The sequence below is a fragment of the Kitasatospora sp. NPDC054768 genome, assembly GCF_053612025.1.
Map to the genome: position 1 here is coordinate 1 of NZ_JBSHBN010000123.1, position 22,049 is coordinate 22,049.

The window sequence follows — 22,049 nt, forward strand, 5'->3', positions numbered from 1 at the left end:
GCGCCGGCGGGGGGCCGGCGGGGGGGGGGGCGCGCGGGGCGGGGGGGGCGGGGGGGGGGGGGGGCTACGGGGTCCCCCCGGCCGGGGGGGGGGGGGGGCGGCGGTTCGGGGGTGGTGCGGGTCAGGCCTTGCGGAGTTGGAAGGCGAGGCCGAGGGAGTCGTCCGCGAAGGTCTCGGAGTCCCAGTCGGCGGCACCGGCGGCGAAGTCGGTGGCGAGGACCTCCTCGGCGACGAGGGGGCCGTGTTCGGCGATGGCTTCGGCGGTCTCCTCCGAGGTGGCGCGCCAGCGCAGGACGATGCGGTCGGCGACGTCCAGGCCGGAGTTCTTGCGGGCCTCCTGGATCTGGCGGATGGCGTCGCGGGCGATGCCGAGCCGCTTGAGCTCCGGGGTGATGGCCAGGTCGAGGGCGACGGTGGCGCCGGACTCGTTGGCGACGGCCCAGCCCTCGCGCGGGGTCTCGGTGATGATCACCTCGTCGGGGGAGAGGGTGATCGGTTCACCGTTCAGTTCGACGGAGGTGGTGCCCGAGGCGCGCAGTTCGGCGGCCAGGCGGGCGGCGTCGGTGGCGGCGACCGCCTTGGCGACGTCCTGGACGCCCTTGCCGAAACGCTTGCCCAGCGCGCGGAAGTTGGCCTTGGCGCTGGTGTCGACCAGCGAACCGCCGACCTCCGCCAGCGACTCCAGGGTGGAGACGTTGAGCTCCTCGGCGATCTGCGCGCGCAGGTCGGCCGGCAGCTCCTCCCAGCCCTGGGCGGCGACCAGCGCGCGCGAGAGCGGCTGACGGGTCTTCACGCCGGACTCGGCGCGGGTGGCCCGGCCCAGCTCGACCAGGCGGCGGACCAGCGCCATGTGCCGGGAGAGCTCGGTGTCGATCAGCGACTCGTCGGCCTCCGGCCAGGTGGCCAGGTGCACCGAGGCCGGGGCCTCCGGGGCGACCGGGACGACCAGGTCCTGCCAGACCCGCTCGGTGATGAACGGGGTGAGCGGGGCCATCAGGCGGGTGACCGTCTCCAGCGCCTCGTGCAGCGTGGCGAGCGCGGCGGCGTCGCCCTGCCAGAAGCGGCGGCGGCCGCGGCGGACGTACCAGTTGGACAGGTCGTCGACGAAGCCCGACAGCAGCTTGCCGGCGCGCTGGGTGTCGTACGCCTCGTAGGCCGCGTCGACCTCGCGGACCAGGGTGTTCAGCTCGGAGAGCACCCAGCGGTCCAGCTGCGGGCGGTCGGCCGGGGCCGGGTCGCTCGCCGAGGGCGCCCAGTTCGAGGTGCGGGCGTACAGGGCCTGGAAGGCGACGGTGTTCCAGTAGGTGAGGAGGGTCTTGCGGACCACCTCCTGGATGGTGCCGTGGCCGACCCGGCGGGCCGACCAGGGCGAGCCGCCGGCCGCCATGAACCAGCGGACGGCGTCGGCGCCGTGCTGGTCCATCAGCGGGATCGGCTGGAGGATGTTGCCCAGGTGCTTGGACATCTTGCGGCCGTCCTCGGCCAGGATGTGGCCCAGGCAGACGACGTTCTCGTAGCTGTTCCTGTCGAACACCAGGGTGCCGACCGCCATCAGCGTGTAGAACCAGCCGCGGGTCTGGTCGATCGCCTCGGAGATGAACTGCGCCGGGTAGCGCTTCTCGAACAGCTCCTTGTTCTGGTACGGGTAGCCGTACTGGGCGAAGGGCATCGAGCCCGAGTCGTACCAGGCGTCGATGACCTCGGGCACGCGGGTGGCGGTGCCGCCGCAGTCGCGGCAGGCGAAGGTCACCGCGTCGATGTACGGGCGGTGCGGGTCGAGGCCGCTCTGGTCGGTGCCGGTGAGCTCGGACAGCTCGGCCAGCGAGCCGACGCAGGTGAGGTGGCCCTCCTCGCAGCGCCAGATCGGCAGCGGGGTGCCCCAGTAGCGGTTGCGGCTGAGTGCCCAGTCGATGTTGTTGTTCAGCCAGTCGCCGAAACGGCCGTGCTTGACCGTGTCCGGGAACCAGTTGGTGGCCTCGTTCTCGCGGATCATCGCGTCCTTGACGGCGGTGGTCCGGATGTACCAGGACGGCTGCGCGTAGTAGAGCAGCGCGGTGTGGCAGCGCCAGCAGTGCGGGTAGCTGTGCTCGTACGGCAGGTGACGGAAGAGCAGGCCGCGCTCCTTGAGGTCCGCGACCAGGGCCTCGTCGGCCTTCTTGAAGAACTGGCCGCCGACCAGCGGGACCTCGGGGGCGAAGGTGCCGTCGCCGAGCACCGGGTTGACCACCGGCAGGCCGTACTTGCGGCAGGTCGCGAGGTCGTCCGCGCCGAAGGCGGGGGACTGGTGGACGATGCCGGTGCCGTCCTCGGTGGTGACGTAGTCGGCGTTGAGGACGTAGTGGGCGTTCTCGATCTCGACCAGGTCGAAGGGGCGGCGGTAGGCCCAGCGCTCCATCTCGGCGCCGGTGAAGGACTCGCCGGTGGTCTCCCAGCCCTCGCCGAGCGCCTTGGCGACCAGCGGCTCGGCGACGACCAGCTGCTCCTCGCCGTCGGTGGCCACCACGTAGGTGACCTCCGGGTGGACGGCGGCGGCGGTGTTGGAGACCAGGGTCCACGGGGTGGTGGTCCACACCAGCAGGGCGGCCCGACCGGCCAGCGGGCCGCTGGTGAGCGGGAAGCGGACGAAGACCGAGGGGTCGACCACGGTCTCGTAGCCCTGGGCCAGCTCGTGGTCCGACAGGCCGGTGCCGCAGCGCGGGCACCAGGGGGCGACCCGGTGGTCCTGGACCAGCAGGCCCTTGTCGAAGATCTGCTGGAGCGACCACCAGACGGACTGGACGTACGACGGGTCCATCGTCCGGTAGGCCTCGTCGAGGTCGACCCAGTAGCCCATGCGGGTGGTCAGCTCGGCGAAGGCGTCGGTGTGGCGGGTCACCGAGTCGCGGCACTTGGCGTTGAACTCGGCGATGCCGTACGCCTCGATGTCCTGCTTGCCGGAGAAGCCCAGCTCCTTCTCGACGGCGAGCTCGACCGGCAGGCCGTGGCAGTCCCAGCCGGCCTTGCGGGCGACGTGGTAGCCCTTCATGGTCCGGAAGCGCGGGAAGACGTCCTTGAAGACGCGGGCCTCGATGTGGTGGGCGCCGGGCATGCCGTTGGCGGTGGGCGGGCCCTCGTAGAACACCCACTCGGGGCGGCCCTCGGACTGCTCCAGGCTGCGCTGGAAGATCTTGTTGTCCTGCCAGAAGGACAGGATCTGGTGCTCCAGGGCAGGCAGATCCACCTGCGCGGGGACGGGGTTGTAGGAGCTGGCCATCGCGGCGTCTACCTCCGGTGGATGCGGGACTGGATCCTCCGGAGGGACGAGACGGCCCGGCCGTCCCGCGGTACCACCCTCCTTGGCCGCGGTGCTGCGTTCGCGGCCCTCTTGTTTGGGCTTGCTGCCGGGTCTAGTGGGCCACCGCGGCATCGCGGCGGCCGTTCTTCCGGCGGCTCCGGGGTGATCTTCCCGTCGTGCACACCCCCGGGCTCGCACCGTCCCCGGGTCGCTGGTGGCTGCGTACGTCGGTACTCGTCCCATCTGCGCCTTGCCCCGCCAGTGTATCGGCCGGGCGCGGCGGTTTGTCCAAACCGTTTCCCGGTGGGCGGTCCGGAGCACTCCGGGGGCGCTCCGGGAGCGTTCCGGGGGCGTTCGCCGAGGGAGGTTAGCCGGAGTCGATCTGGGCACAAATCTCTGAGCGCACGGGGCGTGACGGTTGGGACGGCTGCCTGGGTGGGAACGTTGTGAGGCGTCGGTATGTCATGTTGTGACCGGTTTTGATCGGGATTATCGTTCCGGCACTGGAAGCCGCCGGGAACCGGCGGCTCGATTCGTTCGTAGATGGGGTCGAAAGCCATGGCTGAGAAGGGAACCGGCGCGGGCACCGCCACCAAGCGGGCACGCAAGGCCGTGGCGGTCGACCCAGGGGAGGGGCCCGTGACCACTACCGCACCGAAGAGCAGCACCGACACCGTCACCGCGCCGCGCGGCGCCGAGTCGGTGGACCCGGCCACGCTGCCGGTCCGGCCCGGCGAGGACCCGTGGACCGCCGAGGAGGTCCACGAGCTGCACGACGAGCTGATCAGCGACCTGGACCGGCTCCGGACCGAGATCGGCGCCGCCGAGGCGGCCATCTCCGGCCTGATGCGCGACTCCAACGACGGAGCCGGCGACGACCAGGTGGACGCCGGTACGAAGAACATCTCGCGGGAGAGCGAGCTGGCGCTGGCCAACAACGCGCGGGACAGCCTGGCCCAGACCGAGCGCGCGCTGGATCGGCTGGAGGGCGTCGGCTTCGGCACCTGCGAGTCCTGCGGGCAGGCCATCGGCAAGGCCCGGATGCAGGCCTTCCCCAGGGCGACGCTCTGCGTGCAGTGCAAGGCCAAGCAGGAACGCCGCTGAACCGGGCGACCGGAGCGACGCGCGGGGTCGGGCTTGCCGTACGCTCGACCCCGTAACGTCGCCCGAGTAACGTCGCCTGACGCGTTCGTGAACGCGGGCAGGCTGTCACCGGCCCACCACCCTCCCCCTCCTGCGGACCGGGGGAGCTCCATCGGCAGCGGAGCGGATCATCAGCACGCAAGGTTCCCCCCAGACCCGGGACGACGCCGTCCCGTCCCCCGCCGATGCCGTGGAGGTGCCCGTGGCGGAGCCGACCGGGGCGTCCGTGGACGACGCGGGGACCGAGAACCCCAAGGGCCGGCGCCGGGTCGGGGTGCTGCTGGTCGTGGCGGTGCTCGCCTTCCTGATCGACCTGGGCAGCAAGCTGCTGGTGGTCGCCCGGCTGGAGAACCACGCGGCGATCAAGGTGATCGGGGACGTGGTCACCTTCCAGGTGATCCGTAACTCGGGCGCGGCCTTCGGGATGGGGCAGGCGCTGACCGTCGTCTTCACGATGATCGCCTCCGCCGTCATCGTGGTGATCTGGCGGATCGCGCGCCGCCTGTACAGCCTGCCCTGGGCGATCGCGCTCGGGCTGCTGCTCGGCGGGGCGCTCGGCAACCTCACCGACCGGCTGTTCCGCGCGCCCGGCGTCTTCCGCGGGCATGTGGTGGACTTCATCTCCGTCCAGCACTTCGCGGTCTTCAACCTCGCGGACTCGGCGATCGTCTGCGGCGGAATCCTGGTGGTGCTGCTCTCCTTCCGGGGCAGCAACCCGGACGGGACGCTCCACCAGCAGGCCGACAAGGCGGAGAAGACGGAGCAGGCCGAGAAGTAGCCCCGGCCACCGGCGGGCGGGGGAGGGCCGCGTTTCCGGCATACTCGTACGGGTGAGTACCGCAGCGCAGATCCGCAGCCTCCCCGTTCCCGACGGCCTGGAGGGCGAGCGCCTCGACGCCGCCCTGGCCCGGATGTTCGGCTTCTCCCGGACCAAGGCCGCCGAGCTGGCCGCCGACGGCAAGGTGACGCTCGACGGCACCGCGGCCGGCAAGTCGGACCGGGTGACCGCCGGCTCCTGGCTGGAGGTCGAGATCCCGGCCCCGGCCGCGCCCGTGCGGATCGTCGCCGAGGCGGTCGAGGGCATGCGCATCGTCCACGACGACGAGGACATCGTGCTGGTCGACAAGCCGGTCGGCGTCGCCGCGCACCCCAGCCCGGGCTGGACCGGCCCCACCGTGATCGGCGGGCTGGCCGCGGCCGGGTACCGGATCTCCACCTCGGGCGCCGCCGAGCGCCAGGGCATCGTGCACCGGCTGGACGTCGGCACCTCCGGGCTGATGGTGGTCGCCAAGTCCGAGCGCGCCTACACCGACCTCAAGCGGCAGTTCCACGACCGGATCACCGAGAAGCGCTACCACACCCTGGTGCAGGGCCACCCGGACCCGATGAGCGGGACGGTGGACGCGCCGATCGGCCGGCACCCCAGCTCGGACTGGAAGTGGGCCGTCACCCGGGACGGCAAGCCGTCCGTCACCCACTACGACCTGATCGAGGCGTACCGGGCCGCGTCGCTGCTGGCGATCAAGCTGGAGACCGGGCGCACCCACCAGATCCGCGTCCACATGTCCGCGCTGCGGCACCCCTGCGTGGGCGACCTGACGTACGGCGCCGACCCGACGCTGGCCAAGCGGCTGGGCCTGACCCGGCAGTGGCTGCACGCGGTGTCGCTCGGCTTCGAGCACCCGGCGGACGGGCAGTGGGTCGAGTTCTCCAGCGAGTACCCGGAGGACCTCAGGAAGTCGCTGGACATCATCGCGGCGGAGAGCTGAGGTGGCAGCTGCCACCGTCCGGATCGCCGAGGGGGAGGCGGACCTGGAGCTCGTGCGGGCCGTCCGGCGCGAGGTCTTCGTCGTCGAGCAGAACGTGCCGGAGGAGCTGGAGTACGACGAGTACGACGCGACCTCGGTGCACCTGCTGGCCCTCGGGGTCGACGGGGCCGCGCTGGGGACGGCGCGGCTGATCTTCGGGGAGCAGGCGCGCGAGCTCACCGGCGGTGTCGAGGGGCGCGTGCTGCTCGGGCGGCTCGCGGTCGTCGCGGCGGCCCGGGGGACGGGCCTCGGGGCGGTGCTCGTACGGGCGGTCGAGGCCGCGGGGGCCGAGCGCGGCGCCGTGGAGGTCGAGCTGCACGCGCAGGTGCGGGCGCTCGGGTTCTACGAGCGGCTGGGGTACGTGGCCGAGGGGCCCGTGTACGACTCCGCGGGCATTCCGCACCGGACGATGACGCGGATGCTGTAGCTGTAGGCGTTCCGGGCGGACGCCGCCGCACCTCCGGGGGCGGGTTCCCGCTGGTCGCCCTTCGCTTCGCGCGGTTCCCCGTGCCCCGGCCGGGGTGCGGGGAACTCTTGCTTTCGGGGCGGGGCGGGGGTGGCTGCTTCCGGCGCGGTCGCGGGCGCGGCTCAGCCTTCGGTGGTGCGCAGGCGGGGGAGGGCGTGGGGGTGCTCGTCGCGCAGGTGGGCGATGAGCTGTTCGCGGATGTCGAAGCGGAGCCGGGCGGCGTCGTCCGGGGTGCGGGCCGTCATGGTGGCGCGGACGACGATGGTGCTGGGCGTGGTGTCGGTGACGTGCAGGGCCCACTCGTCGCCGTCCCACAGCGGGTGCCGGTCCAGGCGGGCGCGCAGGACGGCGCGCAGCTCTTCCATCGGGGTGGTGTGGTCGAGGTGGAGCAGCACGGCGGCGAGCAGGCCGGGGTCGCGGCGGGTCCAGTTCTCGAAGGGCTTGTTGACGAAGTACGAGACCGGGACGACCAGCCGGCGGTAGTCCCAGAGCCGGACCACCAGGTAGGTGAGGGTGATTTCCTCGACGGTGCCCTGCTGGCCGTCCACCACCACGGTGTCGCCGATCCGGACGGTGTCGCTGAAGGCGATCTGGAGGCCGGCGAAGAAGTTGCCCAGGGTGCTCTGGGCGGCGATGCCTGCCACGATGCCGATGACGCCCGCCGAGGCGAGCAGGCTGGCGCCGACGGTGCGCATGGCGGAGAAGGTCAGCAGTATCACGGCCACCGTGACCACGACGATCAGCGCGCCGGCCACCCGGCGGAGCATGCCGATCTGGGTGCGCACCCGCTGGACCCGGGCCGGGTCGTCGACGCGGGTCTCGTAGCGGCTGAGCAGCGCCTCCAGGAGGGCGGCCACCACGCGGACGGTGAGCCAGCCCAGCGAGGCGAGCAGGAACAGCAGGAGCAGGTGCTGGGCGCCGGCGTCGCCCTTCAGGTGGAAGATCCGCTGGAGCGGTCTGGCCGCGAGCAGCAGGGCCGACACGACGGAGAGCTGGAGCGGGATCCGGCAGCGGCGCAGCAGCGGCCAGACCGGTGCCGAGGGGTTGCGGGCGGCGATCCGCTGGAGGGCCTGGTCGACGATCCAGCCGATCGCCAGGGTGGCGGCGACGGTGGCGAGCAGCGAGATCAGCGGCCAGGGCATGCGCCGTACGATACTCGGGCACGGTGGGGCGAACCGGGCGAAAGGGTGTGGCGGCTTTATCGGACACCTACCCGGACGGCGGATACGATCAGCGCCCATGGAGTTCGGTGGGGCATGGCGTCGCTGGCGCGCCCGGGGAACAACGGTTGGACGCAGGCTGCTGGCCGGGGCGGTGGCCCTGGTGGCGGTGGCCGCGGCCGGCACCGCGACGGTGGCGTCCGGCGGTGAGCGGGCGGTCCACCAGGAGGACCGTTTCCTCAGCATGCCGGAGACGCCCGGCAGCACCCAGCAGGTCCAGCTGGACACCTCCTTCTTCACCACCGGCGGCGGTCCGCGCCCGGCGGTGCTCCTGGCGCACGGCTTCGGCGGTTCCAAGGAGGGCGAGCGCGAGCGCGCCGAGCAGCTGGCCCGGCAGGGGTACGCGGTACTGACCTGGTCGGCGCGCGGCTTCGGCCACTCGGGCGGCAGGATCGGGCTGAACGCACCGGACCGCGAGGTCGAGGACGTCAAGCACCTGGTGGACTGGCTGGCCCAGCGGCCCGAGGTGCAACTGGACGCCGCCGGCGACCCGAAGGTCGGCATCACCGGCGCCTCGTACGGCGGCGCGGTCTCGCTGCTGGCCTCCGCCTACGACCCCCGGATCGACGCCGTCGCCACCCGGATCACCTGGTGGAACCTGGCCGACGCGCTGTTCCCCCAGGGCGTCCAGGGCTCGGGCGCGGCGGACGGCGTGTTCAAGAAGCTGTGGGCCGGGATCTTCTTCACCACCGGCTCGGCCGGGGACCTCGGGCCCTCCGGCGGGGCGCCGCGGGAGGGCGGCGGGCCGAAGCCGACGGCGGACGGGCCGGTCGGCTGCGGGCGGTTCCTGGACTCGCTCTGCCAGATGTACGACCGGGTCGCCACCGCCGGGCACGCCGATCCGGAGGCCGTCGCGCTGCTGGAGCGCTCCAGCCCGTCCTCGGTGGCGGCGCAGCTCAAGGCGCCCACGCTGGTGGTGCAGGGGCAGCAGGACTCGCTGTTCCCGCTGGACCAGGGCGACCGCATCGCCAAGGCGGTGGCCGCCAACGGCGCGCCGGTCGCGGTGGACTGGTTCGCCGGCGGCCACGACGGCGGGACGGACACCAGCGCGCGGGTCGACGACCGGGTGACGGCCTGGTTCGACCACTACCTGAAGGGGGACGGCAACGACACCGGCGCCGCCTTCCGGGTGACCCGCACCGGCGGGGTCGACTCGACCGGCTTCCAGGCCGTGCTGCGCGGAGCCACCGCCGACCGGTACCCGGGGCTGGGCGGAACCGGCTCGCGCACCGTCGAGCTGACGGGCGGCGAGCAGACCCTCGCCAACCCTCCCGGCGGCGCGCCGCCCGGGATCTCGACCCTGCCGGGCGTCGGCGCGCTCAGCCAGGCGGCCTCGCTGGGCGCCGGGCTCTCACTGGACTTCCCCGGGCAGAACGCCGCCTTCGACTCGGCGCCGCTGGACTCGCCGCTGCACCTGACCGGGCAGCCCACCGTGCCGGTGCGGGTGACGGCGGACCGGCCGGACGCGGTCCTGTTCGCGAAGCTGTACGACGTCGGGCCGGACGGCAAGGCGGTGCTGCCGCAGCAGCTCGCCGCCCCGCTGCGGGTCACCGGCGCGGACGCCGGGCAGACCGTCACGGTCGCGCTGCCGACCGTGGACCACACCTTCCCCGCCGGGCACCGGGTGCGACTGGTGCTGGCCGCCACCGACCTCGCCTACGCCTCGCCGGTCGAGCCGGCCACCTACCGGGTGGCACCGGCCGGGGCGCTCACCGCGCCGACCGTCGCCGAGCTGGTCACCGAGGCGGCTCCGCTGCCCTCGCGCACCTGGCTGCTGCCGGTGATCGCCGCCCTGGTGGCCGCGGCCCTGGTGCTGGCGCCGCGGCTGCGCCGCCGCCGGGCCGCCGGGCCCGCCTTCGACCCGGAGCTGGCCGCGGTGCCGCTGCGGATCAGCGGGCTGAGCAAGCGCTACAAGGGCGCCCAGGACCGCTACGCCGTACGGGAGCTGGGCTTCCGGGTGGAGCAGGGACAGGTGCTCGGCCTGCTCGGGCCGAACGGCGCCGGCAAGACCACCACACTGCGGATGCTGATGGGACTCATCCGGCCGGACGCCGGGGAGATCCGGATCTTCGGTCACCTGGTGCGGCCCGGCGCGCCCGTGCTCTCGCGGGTCGGGGCGTTCGTGGAGGGCGCGGGCTTCCTGCCGCACCTCACCGGGCGGGCCAACCTGCGGCTGTACTGGCAGGCGACCGGACGGCCGGAGGCCGACGCCCGCTTCGACGAGGCGCTGGCCATCGCCGGGCTCGGCGAGGCGCTGGACCGCGCGGTGCGGACGTACTCGCAGGGCATGCGGCAGCGGCTGGCGATCGCGCAGGCGATGCTCGGCATGCCGGACCTGCTGATCCTGGACGAGCCGACCAACGGGCTGGACCCGCCGCAGATCCGTGAGATGCGCGAGGTGATGATCCGGTACGCGGCCGGCGGGCGGACCGTGATCGTGTCGAGCCACCTGCTGTCCGAGGTCGAGCAGAGCTGTACGGACCTGGTGGTGATGGACCGCGGGCAGCTGGTCACGGCCGGCCCGGTCGGGGACATCGTGGGCGCCGGCGAGCTGCTGATGATCGGCATCGCCGGCCCGTACGACCCGGTGCCGGTGGTCGAGAAGGTCGCCGCGCTCGCCGGGGTCGGCTCGGTGGAGGCCGTCGACGGCGGCCTGCTGGTGCGCCTGGACGGACTGGCGGCCAGCGCTCTGCTGGCCGAACTGGTGCGGCTGGAGGTACCGGTGGAGAGCGCCGGGCCGCAGCGCCGCCTGGAGGACGCGTTCCTGTCGTTGATCGGAGGTGGAGCGTGAGTGCCGTGACGAAGGACCACACGGAGCCGGAGGGCCACGTCGGGTCGATGGACCACGCCGAGGGGTACCGGGCGAGCCGGACGCTGCCGCTGCGGGTGGAGGCGATGCGGCAGCTGCGCCGGCGCCGCACGATGGTGATCGGCGGGGTACTGGCCGCCATGCCGTTCGTCCTCCTGGCCGCATTCCAGATCGGCGGCACCCCGGGCCGTCCGGGCCGGACCAGTTTCATCGAGCTGGCCACCGCCTCGGGGGCCAACTTCGCGGTCACCATGCTGTTCGTCGGCACCGGCTTCATGCTGGTCATCCCCGTCGCGCTGTTCTGCGGGGACACCGTCGCCTCCGAGGCCAGCTGGTCCTCGCTGCGCTACCTGCTGGCCGCGCCGGTGCCCCGGGCCCGGCTGCTGGCCCGCAAGTTCGCCGTCGGCCTGGCGTTCTCGGCGGTGGCGGTGGTGATGCTGCCCGCGATCGGGCTGGTCGTCGGCACGGCCGCGTACGGCTGGGGGGACCTCGAACTGCCCGCCGGGGTCAGCCTGCCGGCCGGGCAGGCGCTGCCCCGGATCGCCATCGCGGTGGCCTTCGTCCTCCTGAGCGAGACCGTGATCGCGGCGCTCGCCTTCTGGCTCTCCACCGCGACGGACGCGCCCCTGGGCGCCGTCGGCGGCGCGGTGTTCGCCTCGATCATCACCGGGGTGCTGGACGCCGTCACCGCGCTGGGCGACCTGCGGGAGTGGCTGCCGGCGCACTGGCAGTACTCCTGGGCGGACGCCCTGCAACCGCAGCTGGAATGGGGCGGCATGGTGCAGGGCGTCTCGCTGTCGCTCTCGTACGCGGCGGTGCTGCTGGCGCTGGCGTTCCGGGGGTTCGCGCGCAAGGACGTGGTGTCGTAGGCGTGCGGTGGGGCACCGGCGGGGCATGCGGGATCATGGGTGGGTAGCTGACCCCGCTGGTGAAGGACCCGAACCGTGGCCCAGATCGTCCTCTTCCACTCCGCCTACGGGCTGCGCCCCGCCGTGCGCGCCGCCGCCGAGCGGCTGCGCGCCGCCGGGCACACCGTGCACACGCCGGACCTGTTCGACGGGCGGACCTTCGAGTCCGTCGAGGAGGCGCAGGAGTTCCAGGAGGAGCTCGGCGGCCGTGACGAGCTGCTGCGGCGGGCGGTGACCGCGGCCGCGCCGGTGTCCGAGGGCGGGCTGGTGTACGCCGGCTTCTCGCTCGGCGGCGCGGTGGCGCAGAACCTCGCACTGGCCGACGAGAAGGCCCGCGGGCTGCTGCTCCTGCACGGCACCTCGGACCTGCGGGAGGACGCGGCCACCGAGATCCCGGTGCAGCTGCACATCGCGGAGCCGGACCCGTTCGAGCCGGAGGACTGGCTGAACGCCTGGTACCTGCGGATGCGGCGGGCCGGGGCCGAGGTGGAGGTGCACCGCTACCGGGGCGCCGGGCACCTGTTCACCGACCCGGAGCTGCCGGACTACGACGAGGAGGCGGCCGAGCGGGCCTGGGCGGCGTCGCTGGACTTCCTCGCGGAGCTGGACGGCTGACGGCTGCGGCGGGGGTGTCGGTCGCGGCGGTCGGGGGCGGAAAACGGCCCCGCCCACCCGGCGGGAATCCGGGCGGGCGGAGGAAGCCGGCCTACATCGGCTGGGGCTTGATCATGGCGAAGGGGGCGCCCTGCGGGTCGGCGACCACGGTCATCCGGCCGGCCACCATGTCGAAGGGCGGGGCGAGGATGGTGCCCCCCGCCCTGACCAGGGCATCCACGGTGGAGTCGACGTCGTCGACCGAGAAGTAGCTCAGCCAGTGCGCCGGGGTGCCGGGCGGGTCGTTGGCGAGCAGGGTGGCGCCGCCCACCGCGCGGCCGCCGACCCGCAGCTCCCAGTACGAGTCCGCGCCGTCCATCGGCTCGATCTCGATGCCGAAGGCCTCGCCGTAGAAGGCGGTGGCGGCCGGGATGTCACTGGTGTGGAGCTCGTTCCAGGTCAGCGCGCCGGCCTCGTTGACAACCTGGACGCCGAAGAAGTCGCCCGGCTGCCAGACGCCGAACACCGCGCCCTGCGGGTCGGCGGCGATCAGCATCCGGCCCAGGGAACCGACGTCCACGACCGGGACGAGCAGGGTGCCGCCGGCGGCGACGATCGCGTCCTGGGTGGCCTGGGCGTCGGTGGAGGCCAGGTAACCGGTCCAGACGGTCGGCGGCTCCGGCATCCCTTCGGGGGCCGCCGTCGAGCCGATGCCGGCCACGGCCTTTCCGTTGAGCTCGCAGACGGCGTAGCCGCCGAACTCCTTGGCGCCGACCTGGCCCTGCCAGCCGAGGAGGTCGCGGTAGAAGTCCAGTGCGGCCTGCTGGTCCTTGGCCATCAGATCGACCCAGCACGGGGTGCCGGTCGCGTACGGGGTGGTGACCTCGGGCATGCTCGCCCTTTCTGGTGAGGGGTCTCTGCCGGTCACCATCTCCTCGCGCACGGTGGTCCGCCACTCGACACACCGCCGCGGCCGTCGGACCGGGCGGGGGCCGGGGCGGAGAGATCCCCGATGGCCGTACAGGTGCGCCCGTTCGGCGTACGGTCGACGCATGGACGCACAGGCGCGACTGCTCTCCGTCAACGTCGGCAGGCCCCGGCCGAACCCGTGGAAGAAGGACCTCGGGCTCACCGGCATCGACAAGCGCCCGGTGGACGGCCCGGTCGCGGTGGCCGCGCCGGGCCCCCGGGGGACGGGCGCGGTCGCCCTGGCCGGGGACCGGGTGTACGACCTGAAGCACCACGGCGGCGACGACCAGGCGGTCTACGCCTACGCCCGGGAGGACCTGGACGGCTGGCAGGCGGAGCTGCGCCGGGAACTGGCCGACGGCTCCTTCGGCGAGAACCTGACCACCACCGGCCTGGACGTGAACGGCGCGCTGATCGGGGAGCGCTGGCGGATCGGCCCGGACGTCGTCCTGGAGGTGTCCTGCGCGCGCATCCCCTGCGGCACCTTCCAGGGCTGGCTGGCGAGGGAGGGCTGGATCCGGCGCTTCACCGAGGCGGCCCTGCCGGGCGCCTACCTGCGGGTGGTCGCACCGGGCGAGCTGCGCGCCGGGGACGCGGTGGAGGTGGTGCACCGCCCGGACCACGACGTCACGGTGGCCCGGTCGTTCCGCGCGGTGACGACCGAACCGGAGCTGCTGCCAAGCCTGTTGGCGGTGGAGGCGTTCCCGGAGGAGATCAAGGAGCTGGTGCGCCGCCGAGTCCGGGCGTAGGGCCTGTCTTCAGACTCGTGTCTGCGGGGCACCGCCGGTGTCGGCGGGTGCGGCTGGCGTGAGCGCACGTGGGCAGCTGGGCTGACACCTGGGGGATCGATGGAGAACGCGCCGGACCACGGCCGGACCGTACGGAACGGTTCGCTCGCGATGATCGGCCTGGGGGTCCTGCTGTTCGTCCTCAGCCTGGTCTATCTGATACCGCACGACATGGGGGTGACGTCGGCCCTGCGCAGTCGCGGCGTTCACGTCCCGGCGGTCGTCACCGAGTGCGTGGAGGTGAGCGGGCCGCAGGACAACCCGGCGGGCAACTCCGAGTGCCGGGTGCGGTTCACGACGTCCGAGGGGGCGTCCGTCGAGACCCGACTCGCCTACGTCACCGGCACCGTCAAGGCCCGTGACACCGTGACGGTGGTGTACGACCCCCGGCACACCGACACCGTCGCCCTCGCTTCGAGCATCGGCTTCTGGGACTCACTGGTCCGCAACGCGCTCGACGTGGTCGCGCTGGTCGCGTCGGTGGTCATGGTCCTGCTGGGCCTCGCGGTCCATCTCGCGTACCGATGGCTCACCCGGGCGCGCAGCCGGCCGGGGGCGACGTGACGGACCCTGCCCGGGGAGAGGGAGGGGGCGGAGGCCGGGGTCAGCGGCCGATGCGGGCGAAGGTGAAGGCGGTGGAGCCTTCGAGGACGGGGATGACCTCGATCCTGCTCTGCCGGCCGGGTTCGAGGACGGTCCACGAGGAGCCCTGGGGGGACTTGATCCGGTAGGTGTCCGGGACGCCGTCGACGGGGATCAGCTCCCACTCCGGGGCGTCGCCCTGGTCGAGGAGGAGGGAGACCAGCGGGCCGGCGGGCTTGAGGTCTTCTACGGCGGTCGGGGCGCCCTTGGCGTAGAGGCGGTAGTGATTGTTGGGGTAGGCCTCGACGACCCAGACAGCATCCTGGTCGTCGGTGTGGGCGAACACGGCTTTGGGGGAAAGGTCCAGGGCTTCGTGACGGGCTCGGCCGATCCTGGCGTCGCCGTTGTGGATGGTGTAGAGGCCGGACTCCAGCTGGGCCATGGCTGTCATTCCTTCGCGATGCGGGCGAGCTGCAGGTCAGTTGTATGTGCTCGGAGGGAGCCGGGGGAGGGGCCTCGGTGTGCCGTCACCTGAACGAGCGACGCCCCCTCGCCCGGGGCGGGCGAGGGGGCGTAGGGGGCGCGAACTATCAGCCTTGGTGGTCGAATTCGCCGGCTTTGGTGGCCTGGAGGAGGGCGGCGAAGGCGGTGGGGGTGGTGCGGAGGATGAGGTGGCCTTCGTCGGACTCACGGAGTTCGACCGCCCCGTTGGCTGTACGGACTTCCACGCACAACTCGCCGGAGCTACTGAAGGACGACTTCTGCCATTGATTCTGAGACATCTCAGCCTTTCAAGTTCTTGAGCGTCTGCCGGATTAGCTCCTGGGAGTCCTCATCACTGAGGGCGGCCTGCGCGATGTGGTCGAAGACCTGGCGATAGGACGCGAGCTCAGTCGGGTCATCGAGGTAGATCGGGCCGCGCGACAACTCCACCTCTAACGTGTCAAGCTCGGGGACCTCCCCGAACGAGTAGACGAGGTTCTCGAGCGGGCCTGGGTAAGTGTGAGCGGTGAAAGGAACGACGCGGATGCTCACATCCTCTCTGAGGGAGTCATCTATCAGGGAGTGAAGCTGCTTCCGCAGCACATCGGTGCCCCCGAAGCGTGTGACCAGGCTGGACTCGTGGAGATAGGCCTCATGGGTCTTTCTCGGGTGTTGAAGAATTTTCCTCCTGCGCTCCAAGCGAAACTCGGTGCGCAGGTTGATTTCATCAGCGGAGAGGGCGGGGATCCGCCGACTGAACACTCCTCGTGCGTAGTCCTCTGTCTGCAAGGGGCCCGGGATGATGGCCGACGTCCACGACCGAATGACGCCTGCAGCAAAGTCTTCGTGTTCGGCGGTTTTGAGCAGAGCGTCAGGAAGGTGATCGCGATACTGATCCCACCAGGACTTTCTGCGTGAAGTGATGAGGCCGCAAAGGGCTTTGATGAGTGGCAGGTTCTCGCACTTGCAGGCTTCGGCGATGCTCTGGATTCGGTCAGCGCTGGCACTGGTCTTTCCGTTCTCCATCTGCGTGACCTGGGGAGCGCTTACTCCGAGCATGTGGGCAAGTTGGTTGCCGCCGAGGCCGGCTTGCTCGCGCATCCTCCGCAGCTCGGCGCCGAGGCGGCGCTGACGGAATGTTGGGTTCTGGCGACCAGGCATGGAGTCCTCTCAGATCATGTGGGCCCAGTGTGCCGCGCCGCCAGTCGATGGGGCCATCTGTCCCCCTTGAGAGGGAACTTTGACGTATCGACCTAATCTTAGGTCGATACGCGCTATGGTCGATCTCACATCGATCCGATGGGTCGTCAGCTCTGGCTCCTGTCAAGCCATTTCTTTCGCATCCCGGGAGAACCCCCATGCGTCTCATCAACACCCCCACCATCGCCGTCGCGCGGCAGACCCTCCGCAACACCATGACCCGCGTCGGCTGGTCCGCCTCTCCGATCTTCGACGCGCAGCTCGCGCTCTGCGAGCTCCTCGTCAACGCGTGGCGGCACACCGACACCCCTGTGCCGCTGGTCGAGATCATCTCCGAGGGTGACTCCCTCCGGGTCTCCGTCACGGACGAGAGCCCGGTGCTGCCCTCCAGCCCGCCGCTGTCCCTGCTCGCCGAGTCCGGCCGGGGCCTCCAGCTGGTCGCCGCCCTCAGCCACTGCTGGGGCGTCGACCCGCACGAGCGGGCCAAGTCCGTCTGGTTCGAGCTGCGGAAGGACGTCGCCTGATGGTCTACCGCCCCGGCCGTCACCCGATGCTGCCGACCGACCCCCGGATCCGCTACTACACCGAGGGCCACGTCCGCGCCCTCCTGGACGAAGTCGTGGAGCGGGGGCGCGAGTTCGGCCTCATCTTCCCCTCGATCGAAACCGACCGGACCATGGACGGCCGCGTCCTCGTCCGCTTCAACACGGCTCCGGCCTCGACCCTCCTCAACCTCCTCACCCTGCTCCTCGACGCCGAGCGCAGGACCTCGTGCGATACCTGATCGGGACGGCCTTCGCCGTCCTCCTCGCCCTCGCGATCTCCACGGTCGCCCTGGGCGTCGTCACCGCCCTCCGCGCGGCCCCGCCGCCCGACGAGGACGCCTGACCCGCCGGCCCCCGCCGCCCACGCGCCGGGGGCTCCGGCACGATGGACCCCATGCACAGCGACCACTACGCGCCGCCGACCACCCTCCTCGGCCTCCTCCAGCGCGGCCGGGGGCAGGGCGTACTGGTAGCCGCCGCGGACCGCTCCTCGGTCGCCGACCTGGTCTACGGATGTATCCGCTGGGACTGGCGCTGGGACTCGCAGGTGGATGACCGACACCTGTACCTCGCCCGCTTGATCCGGGACCTGAAACTCCCGCTCGGACCCGTGGTCGAGATGGCGACGGCCCAGGACGAGGACACCCGTAACCGGGCCACCAGCGTGCTGGAACTGCTGGTGCTCGCCGGCTCGGCGGACGCCCGGGCGGCGCTGCCGGACTTCGTTCCGGAGGAGGACGAGTCGCCCGTGTGCCGCCCGGTGCGGCGGCCGGATCCGTACCCGGAGCGGGACAGTGCGAGCCTGCTGGCCCTGCTGCGCGATCCGGCGGCGCCCGAGGGAGCCAGGATCTCCGCTCTCGTGGCCCTCTCGCTCCGCCCGCCCGAGCCCGAGCTGATCCTGCTGGTTCCCGGCCTCGGCGCCTCCGACGGAACCCGACCGCTGCCGCTGCTGGGCAAGGCCGTCGAGCGGCTGGCCGAGCAGGCCGTGCCGGCGGCCCGGGAGTGGGCGGCTTCGGAGCAGGCGTGGCTGGCCGAGATCGGCTACGCGGTGCTGGCCGCTCACGGTGGCGAGGGGGACGTGTCGACCTTGATCGCCGAACTGGAGCGGCGGTGGGTGGACCGGTCCTGGTGCGGCCCGGACGATCTCGCGCGCGGTCTCGCCCGCTTCGGGCCGGAGGCGGCCGGTGCCGTCTCCCTGCTGCGCCGCTTCTGGCTCGCGACCCCGCACTCGTACGAGCGCCCCGCCTACCTGGAGGCGCTGGCGGCGATGGGAGCCGCCGGCCTGGCCGGGGCGTACACCGAGTCGCTGTGGGACTGCGAGGTGCGAGCCCGTCTGCTGGGCGTCGAGCGGGCCCCCGACCGGCCCGACGTGCGCGACCGCCTCGCCCGTCTGCGGGACGATCCGATGGAGGAGCCGGAGGTCCGTGAGGCCGCCGGGGCGCGACTCGCCGGGGTGGCCGGGAGAGCCGTGAGCGACGCGTGGGAAGGCGTTCGAGGGGGCTAAAGTAGACGCGTGAACGCGTGAGTGGTGGTCCGGGCCCCGAGAGGTGCTCCGGGCCACATCCATTTCCAGGGCATCCCCTGTGACCTGCGCGTTCGCCGGCCCACCAGACCAGCACCAGAGCCTCCGGAGGCCCCGCCTTGAGCGATCAGCCGTTCGCGCATCTGCACGTCCACACCGAGTACTCGATGCTGGACGGTGCCGCCCGGCTGAAGCAGATGTTCAAGGAGGTCGAGCGCCTCGGGCAGACCCACGTGGCGATGACCGACCACGGCAACATGTACGGCGCCGCCGAGTTCCACCGGCAGGCGACCGACGCGGGCATCACCCCCGTCATCGGCATCGAGGCGTACGTCGCCCCGGAGTCCCGCTCCAACACCAAGCGCATCCTGTGGGGCCAGCCGCACCAGAAGCGGGACGACGTCTCCGCGTCCGGCGCGTACACCCACAAGACCATCTGGGCCCGCAACAAGGAGGGCCTGCACAACCTCTTCAAGCTGACCTCGCGCTCCTACGCCGAGGGCTGGCTGGTGAAGTGGCCCCGGATGGACAAGGAGCTGATCGCGGAGCTGTCCGGCGGCCTGATGGCCACCACCGGCTGCCCCTCCGGCGAGGTGCAGACCCGGCTGCGCCTCGGCCAGGTCGACGAGGCCCTGAAGTCCGCCGCCGACTACCAGGACATCTTCGGCAAGGAGAACTACTTCCTGGAGCTGATGGACCACGGCCTCGACATCGAGAAGCGGGTCCGCGACGGGCTGCTGGAGATCAGCAGGAAGCTCAACATCCCCCCGGTCGTCACCAACGACTCGCACTACACCACCGAGGCCGACGCCGGCGCGCACGACCTCCTCCTCTGCGTCCAGACCGGCAAGAACCTCTCCGACCCGGACCGCTTCCGCTTCGACGGCACCGGCTACTACATCAAGTCCGCCGCCGAGATGTACGCCCTCGACTCCTCGGACGCCTGGCAGGAGGGCTGCCGCAACAGCCAGCTCCTCGTCGCCTCCCGGGTCGACACCGAGGGCATGTTCAAGTTCAAGAACCTGATGCCCCGCTTCCCCATCCCGGAGGGCTTCGAGTCCGAGGCGGACTTCTTCAAGTCCCAGGTGTGGAAGGGCATGGACTGGCGCTTCCCGAACGGGTACGACGAGGAGCACAAGAAGCTCGCCGAGTACGAGATGGACACCATCATCCAGATGGGGTTCCCGGCGTACTTCCTCGTGGTCGCCGACTTCATCATGTGGGCCAAGAGCCAGGGCATCGCGGTGGGTCCCGGCCGTGGTTCGGCGGCCGGCTCGCTGGTCGCGTACGCGATGGGCATCACCGACCTCGACCCCATCCCGCACGGCCTGATCTTCGAGCGCTTCCTCAACCCCGAGCGCATCTCCATGCCCGATGTCGACATCGACTTCGACGAGCGCCGGCGCGGTGACGTGATCCGCTACGTGACGGAGAAGTGGGGATCCGACAAGGTCGCCATGATCGTCACGTACGGCACCATCAAGGCGAAGGCCGCCATCAAGGACTCCTCGCGCGTCCTCGGCTACCCGTACGCGATGGGTGACCGGATCACCAAGGCGATGCCGCCGGACGTCATGGGCAAGGGCATCCCGCTCTCCGGCATCACCGACTCCTCGCACCCGCGCTACAGCGAGGCCGGCGAGATCCGCGGGCTGTACGAGACCGACCCGGACGTCCGGAAGGTCATCGACACCGCGCGCGGCATCGAGGGCCTGATCCGCCAGCCCGGTGTGCACGCCGCCGGCGTCATCATGTCCGCCGAGCCGCTGACCGACCACATCCCGGTCTGGACCCGGCACACCGACGGCGTCACCATCACGCAGTTCGACTATCCGACCTGTGAGGGCCTCGGCCTTCTCAAGATGGACTTCCTCGGCCTGCGCAACCTGACGATCATGGACGACGCCGTCAAGGCGATCGAGAAGAACAAGGGCGAGAAGATCGAGCTGCTCAAGCTGCCGCTCGACGACAAGCCGACCTACGAACTCCTCGCCCGCGGCGACACGCTCGGCGTCTTCCAGCTCGACGGCGGGCCGATGCGCTCGCTGCTGCGCCTGATGAAGCCCGACAACTTCGAGGACATCTCCGCCGTTCTGGCGCTGTACCGTCCGGGCCCGATGGGCGTCAACTCCCACACCAACTACGCGCTGCGCAAGAACGGCCAGCAGGAGATCACCCCGATCCACCCGGAGCTGGAGAAGCCCCTGGAGGAGGTGCTCCGGCCGACGTACGGCCTGATCGTCTACCAGGAGCAGGTGCAGAAGGCCGCGCAGATCCTGGCCGGCTACTCGCTCGGACAGGCGGACCTGCTGCGCCGGGCCATGGGCAAGAAGAAGAAGGAGATCCTGGAGGCGGAGTTCGTCCCCTTCCAGAAGGGCTGCCGCGAGCGCGGCTACTCCGACGCGGCCATCCAGGCCGTGTGGGACGTCCTCGTCCCCTTCTCCGGCTACGCGTTCAACAAGGCGCACACCGCCGGCTACGGGCTGGTCTCGTACTGGACGGCCTACCTCAAGGCCAACTACCCGGCCGAGTACATGTCCGGCCTGCTCACCTCCGTCAAGGACGACAAGGACAAGTCCGCGGTCTACCTCAACGAGTGCCGCAAGATGGGCATCCAGGTGCTGCCGCCGGACGTCAACGAGTCGGACTCGGACTTCACCCCGCACGGTGACACCCTGGTCCGCTTCGGCCTGACCGCCATCCGCAACGTCGGCGGGCCGGTGGTCGATTCGATGATCCGGACCCGGAAGGCGAAGGGGAAGTTCGCGTCCTTCCCCGACTTCCTGGACAAGGTGGAGTCGGTGGTCTGCAACAAGCGGACCGTCGAATCGCTGATCAAGGCCGGTGCCTTCGACTCGCTCGGCCACACCCGCAAGGGCCTGAGCGCGCAGTTCGAGCCGATGATCGACAACGTCGTCGGCGTGAAGCGCAAGGAGGCCGAGGGGCAGTTCGACCTCTTCGGCGGCGACGCCACCGCGGACGAGCCGAGCTTCGGCCTGGACGTCGTCTTCTCCGAGGAGGAGTGGGAGAAGTCCTTCCTGCTCACCCAGGAGCGGGAGATGCTCGGCCTGTACGTCTCCTCGCACCCGCTGCACGGCATCGAGCACGTGCTCGCCGACAAGGCGGACTGCGCGGTCGCGGACCTCGCGGAGCGGCCGGACGGGACGATCATCACCATCGGTGGCATCATCTCGGGCCTCCAGCGGAAGATGACCAAGCAGGGCAACGCCTGGGCCATCGCGACCGTCGAGGACCTCGCGGGCTCGATCGACTGCATGTTCTTCCCGGCCAGCTACCAGCTGGTCTCCTCGCAGCTCGTCGAGGACGCCGTCGTCTTCGTGCGCGGCAAGCTGGACAAGCGGGAGGACGTGCCGCGGCTGATGGGGATGGAGCTGTCCGTCCCCGACCTGTCGAACGCGCACGCCGAGGCGCCGATCGTCATCAACATCCCGAGCGGGAAGGTCACCCCGCCGCTGGTGGCCCGGCTCGGCGAGGTGCTGGGCAGCCACCGCGGCACCACCGAGGTGCGGGTGCGGCTGGAGGGCCGCAACAAGACCACGGTGCTGCGACTGGACCGGCACCGGGTGAAGTCGGACCCGGCGCTGTTCGGGGACCTGAAGCAGCTGCTCGGGCCGAGCTGTCTGGCGGGTTAGCGCGGAGGCGAAAGGCCCGGGGCACCCGTCGCGGTGGGCGCCCCGGGCCTTTCGTGTCCGGGGAGGAGCCCCTCCCGGGCGCTCT

General features: G+C 71.5%; 19 protein-coding genes. 13 read left to right on the plus strand and 6 right to left on the minus strand.

The genetic code is table 11. The features are described from left to right. Window positions 1-121: 121 nt before the first annotated feature. Window positions 122-3,253, minus strand: coding sequence for an isoleucine--tRNA ligase (gene ileS / locus ACWGKU_RS29180; protein ID WP_452180024.1), 3,132 nt, complete (start codon window positions 3,251-3,253; stop codon window positions 122-124). A gap of 660 nt (window positions 3,254-3,913) precedes the next feature. On the opposite strand from ileS, the gene ACWGKU_RS29185 reads away from it, so the two are divergent. The 4 genes from ACWGKU_RS29185 (at window position 3,914) to ACWGKU_RS29200 (ending at window position 6,652) form a co-directional block, all read left to right on the plus strand. Beyond that, a complete protein-coding gene (locus ACWGKU_RS29185; protein ID WP_359908365.1) occupies window positions 3,914-4,378 on the plus strand; it encodes a TraR/DksA family transcriptional regulator in 465 nt (154 codons plus the stop codon). A gap of 166 nt (window positions 4,379-4,544) precedes the next feature. After that, complete coding sequence (gene lspA, locus ACWGKU_RS29190; protein WP_452180037.1) at window positions 4,545-5,195, plus strand: signal peptidase II; 651 nt, start codon at window positions 4,545-4,547, stop codon at window positions 5,193-5,195. A gap of 52 nt (window positions 5,196-5,247) precedes the next feature. After that, window positions 5,248-6,186: an RluA family pseudouridine synthase gene (locus ACWGKU_RS29195; protein ID WP_452180025.1), complete on the plus strand. Its 939-nt coding sequence runs from the start codon at window positions 5,248-5,250 to the stop codon at window positions 6,184-6,186. 1 nt (window position 6,187) lies between these two features. Next, a complete protein-coding gene (locus tag ACWGKU_RS29200; protein WP_401047791.1) occupies window positions 6,188-6,652 on the plus strand; it encodes a GNAT family N-acetyltransferase in 465 nt (154 codons plus the stop codon). Window positions 6,653-6,813: 161 nt separating this feature from the next. Here the strand turns inward: ACWGKU_RS29200 and ACWGKU_RS29205 are convergent, their stop codons facing one another. Next, window positions 6,814-7,833 carry a mechanosensitive ion channel family protein gene (locus tag ACWGKU_RS29205; protein WP_452180026.1) on the minus strand — a complete coding sequence of 340 codons (1,020 nt, stop codon included), beginning with the start codon at window positions 7,831-7,833 and terminating at the stop codon, window positions 6,814-6,816. 97 nt (window positions 7,834-7,930) lie between these two features. On the opposite strand from ACWGKU_RS29205, the gene ACWGKU_RS29210 reads away from it, so the two are divergent. The 3 genes from ACWGKU_RS29210 to ACWGKU_RS29220 all read left to right on the plus strand — a co-directional run bounded on the left by ACWGKU_RS29210 (window position 7,931) and on the right by ACWGKU_RS29220 (window position 12,243). Continuing rightward, window positions 7,931-10,702 carry an alpha/beta fold hydrolase gene (locus ACWGKU_RS29210; RefSeq protein ID WP_401047790.1) on the plus strand — a complete coding sequence of 924 codons (2,772 nt, stop codon included), beginning with the start codon at window positions 7,931-7,933 and terminating at the stop codon, window positions 10,700-10,702. A gap of 47 nt (window positions 10,703-10,749) precedes the next feature. After that, window positions 10,750-11,589: an ABC transporter permease gene (locus tag ACWGKU_RS29215; RefSeq protein WP_452180038.1), complete on the plus strand. Its 840-nt coding sequence runs from the start codon at window positions 10,750-10,752 to the stop codon at window positions 11,587-11,589. Between the two features lie 75 nt (window positions 11,590-11,664). Next, complete coding sequence (locus ACWGKU_RS29220) at window positions 11,665-12,243, plus strand: dienelactone hydrolase family protein (RefSeq protein ID WP_380548667.1); 579 nt, start codon at window positions 11,665-11,667, stop codon at window positions 12,241-12,243. A gap of 91 nt (window positions 12,244-12,334) precedes the next feature. On the opposite strand, the gene ACWGKU_RS29225 is transcribed toward ACWGKU_RS29220, so the two are convergent. Then, on the minus strand, window positions 12,335-13,114 hold the full coding sequence (locus ACWGKU_RS29225) for a VOC family protein (RefSeq protein ID WP_452180027.1): 780 nt from the start codon (window positions 13,112-13,114) through the stop codon (window positions 12,335-12,337). 160 nt (window positions 13,115-13,274) lie between these two features. On the opposite strand from ACWGKU_RS29225, the gene ACWGKU_RS29230 reads away from it, so the two are divergent. Both ACWGKU_RS29230 and ACWGKU_RS29235 read left to right on the plus strand, forming a co-directional pair. Continuing rightward, complete coding sequence (locus ACWGKU_RS29230; protein ID WP_452180028.1) at window positions 13,275-13,940, plus strand: MOSC domain-containing protein; 666 nt, start codon at window positions 13,275-13,277, stop codon at window positions 13,938-13,940. A gap of 99 nt (window positions 13,941-14,039) precedes the next feature. Beyond that, on the plus strand, window positions 14,040-14,543 hold the full coding sequence (locus tag ACWGKU_RS29235; RefSeq protein WP_401047782.1) for a DUF3592 domain-containing protein: 504 nt from the start codon (window positions 14,040-14,042) through the stop codon (window positions 14,541-14,543). Window positions 14,544-14,583: 40 nt separating this feature from the next. Here ACWGKU_RS29235 and ACWGKU_RS29240 read toward each other — a convergent pair whose 3' ends face one another. The 3 genes from ACWGKU_RS29240 to ACWGKU_RS29250 all read right to left on the minus strand — a co-directional run bounded on the left by ACWGKU_RS29240 (window position 14,584) and on the right by ACWGKU_RS29250 (window position 16,205). Next, window positions 14,584-15,003 carry an I66 family serine proteinase inhibitor gene (locus tag ACWGKU_RS29240; RefSeq protein ID WP_452180029.1) on the minus strand — a complete coding sequence of 140 codons (420 nt, stop codon included), beginning with the start codon at window positions 15,001-15,003 and terminating at the stop codon, window positions 14,584-14,586. A gap of 148 nt (window positions 15,004-15,151) precedes the next feature. Next, a complete protein-coding gene (locus tag ACWGKU_RS29245; RefSeq protein ID WP_452180030.1) occupies window positions 15,152-15,343 on the minus strand; it encodes a DUF397 domain-containing protein in 192 nt (63 codons plus the stop codon). A gap of 1 nt (window position 15,344) precedes the next feature. After that, a complete protein-coding gene (locus ACWGKU_RS29250) occupies window positions 15,345-16,205 on the minus strand; it encodes a helix-turn-helix domain-containing protein (protein WP_452180031.1) in 861 nt (286 codons plus the stop codon). Between the two features lie 197 nt (window positions 16,206-16,402). Between ACWGKU_RS29250 and ACWGKU_RS29255 the strand changes: the two genes are divergently transcribed. The 4 genes from ACWGKU_RS29255 (at window position 16,403) to dnaE (ending at window position 21,964) form a co-directional block, all read left to right on the plus strand. Then, window positions 16,403-16,768, plus strand: a complete 366-nt coding sequence (locus ACWGKU_RS29255; protein WP_452180032.1) for an ATP-binding protein — start codon at window positions 16,403-16,405, stop codon at window positions 16,766-16,768. Next, window positions 16,768-17,028 carry a hypothetical protein gene (locus tag ACWGKU_RS29260; RefSeq protein WP_401055210.1) on the plus strand — a complete coding sequence of 87 codons (261 nt, stop codon included), beginning with the start codon at window positions 16,768-16,770 and terminating at the stop codon, window positions 17,026-17,028. The genes ACWGKU_RS29255 and ACWGKU_RS29260 overlap by 1 nt, the downstream gene beginning before the upstream one ends. Before the next feature lie 155 nt (window positions 17,029-17,183). Continuing rightward, window positions 17,184-18,293 carry a hypothetical protein gene (locus ACWGKU_RS29265; RefSeq protein ID WP_452180033.1) on the plus strand — a complete coding sequence of 370 codons (1,110 nt, stop codon included), beginning with the start codon at window positions 17,184-17,186 and terminating at the stop codon, window positions 18,291-18,293. Between the two features lie 137 nt (window positions 18,294-18,430). Continuing rightward, entirely contained in the window at window positions 18,431-21,964 is a 3,534-nt protein-coding gene (gene dnaE / locus ACWGKU_RS29270; RefSeq protein WP_401052670.1) for a DNA polymerase III subunit alpha, read from the plus strand. Window positions 21,965-22,049: the final 85 nt, after the last annotated feature.

Coding starts and splice junctions, on each gene's coding strand:
- ACWGKU_RS29215 (WP_452180038.1), top strand. CDS start 10,750: ATGGACCACGCCGAGGGGTACCGGGCGAGCCGGACGCTGCCGCTGCGG.
- ACWGKU_RS29235 (WP_401047782.1), top strand. CDS start 14,040: ATGGAGAACGCGCCGGACCACGGCCGGACCGTACGGAACGGTTCGCTC.
- ACWGKU_RS29205 (WP_452180026.1), bottom strand. CDS start 7,833: ATGCCCTGGCCGCTGATCTCGCTGCTCGCCACCGTCGCCGCCACCCTG.
- ACWGKU_RS29245 (WP_452180030.1), bottom strand. CDS start 15,343: ATGTCTCAGAATCAATGGCAGAAGTCGTCCTTCAGTAGCTCCGGCGAG.
- ileS (WP_452180024.1), bottom strand. CDS start 3,253: ATGGCCAGCTCCTACAACCCCGTCCCCGCGCAGGTGGATCTGCCTGCC.
- ACWGKU_RS29260 (WP_401055210.1), top strand. CDS start 16,768: ATGGTCTACCGCCCCGGCCGTCACCCGATGCTGCCGACCGACCCCCGG.
- ACWGKU_RS29210 (WP_401047790.1), top strand. CDS start 7,931: ATGGAGTTCGGTGGGGCATGGCGTCGCTGGCGCGCCCGGGGAACAACG.
- ACWGKU_RS29230 (WP_452180028.1), top strand. CDS start 13,275: ATGGACGCACAGGCGCGACTGCTCTCCGTCAACGTCGGCAGGCCCCGG.
- ACWGKU_RS29250 (WP_452180031.1), bottom strand. CDS start 16,205: ATGCCTGGTCGCCAGAACCCAACATTCCGTCAGCGCCGCCTCGGCGCC.
- ACWGKU_RS29225 (WP_452180027.1), bottom strand. CDS start 13,114: ATGCCCGAGGTCACCACCCCGTACGCGACCGGCACCCCGTGCTGGGTC.
- ACWGKU_RS29255 (WP_452180032.1), top strand. CDS start 16,403: ATGCGTCTCATCAACACCCCCACCATCGCCGTCGCGCGGCAGACCCTC.
- ACWGKU_RS29240 (WP_452180029.1), bottom strand. CDS start 15,003: ATGGCCCAGCTGGAGTCCGGCCTCTACACCATCCACAACGGCGACGCC.
- ACWGKU_RS29265 (WP_452180033.1), top strand. CDS start 17,184: ATGCACAGCGACCACTACGCGCCGCCGACCACCCTCCTCGGCCTCCTC.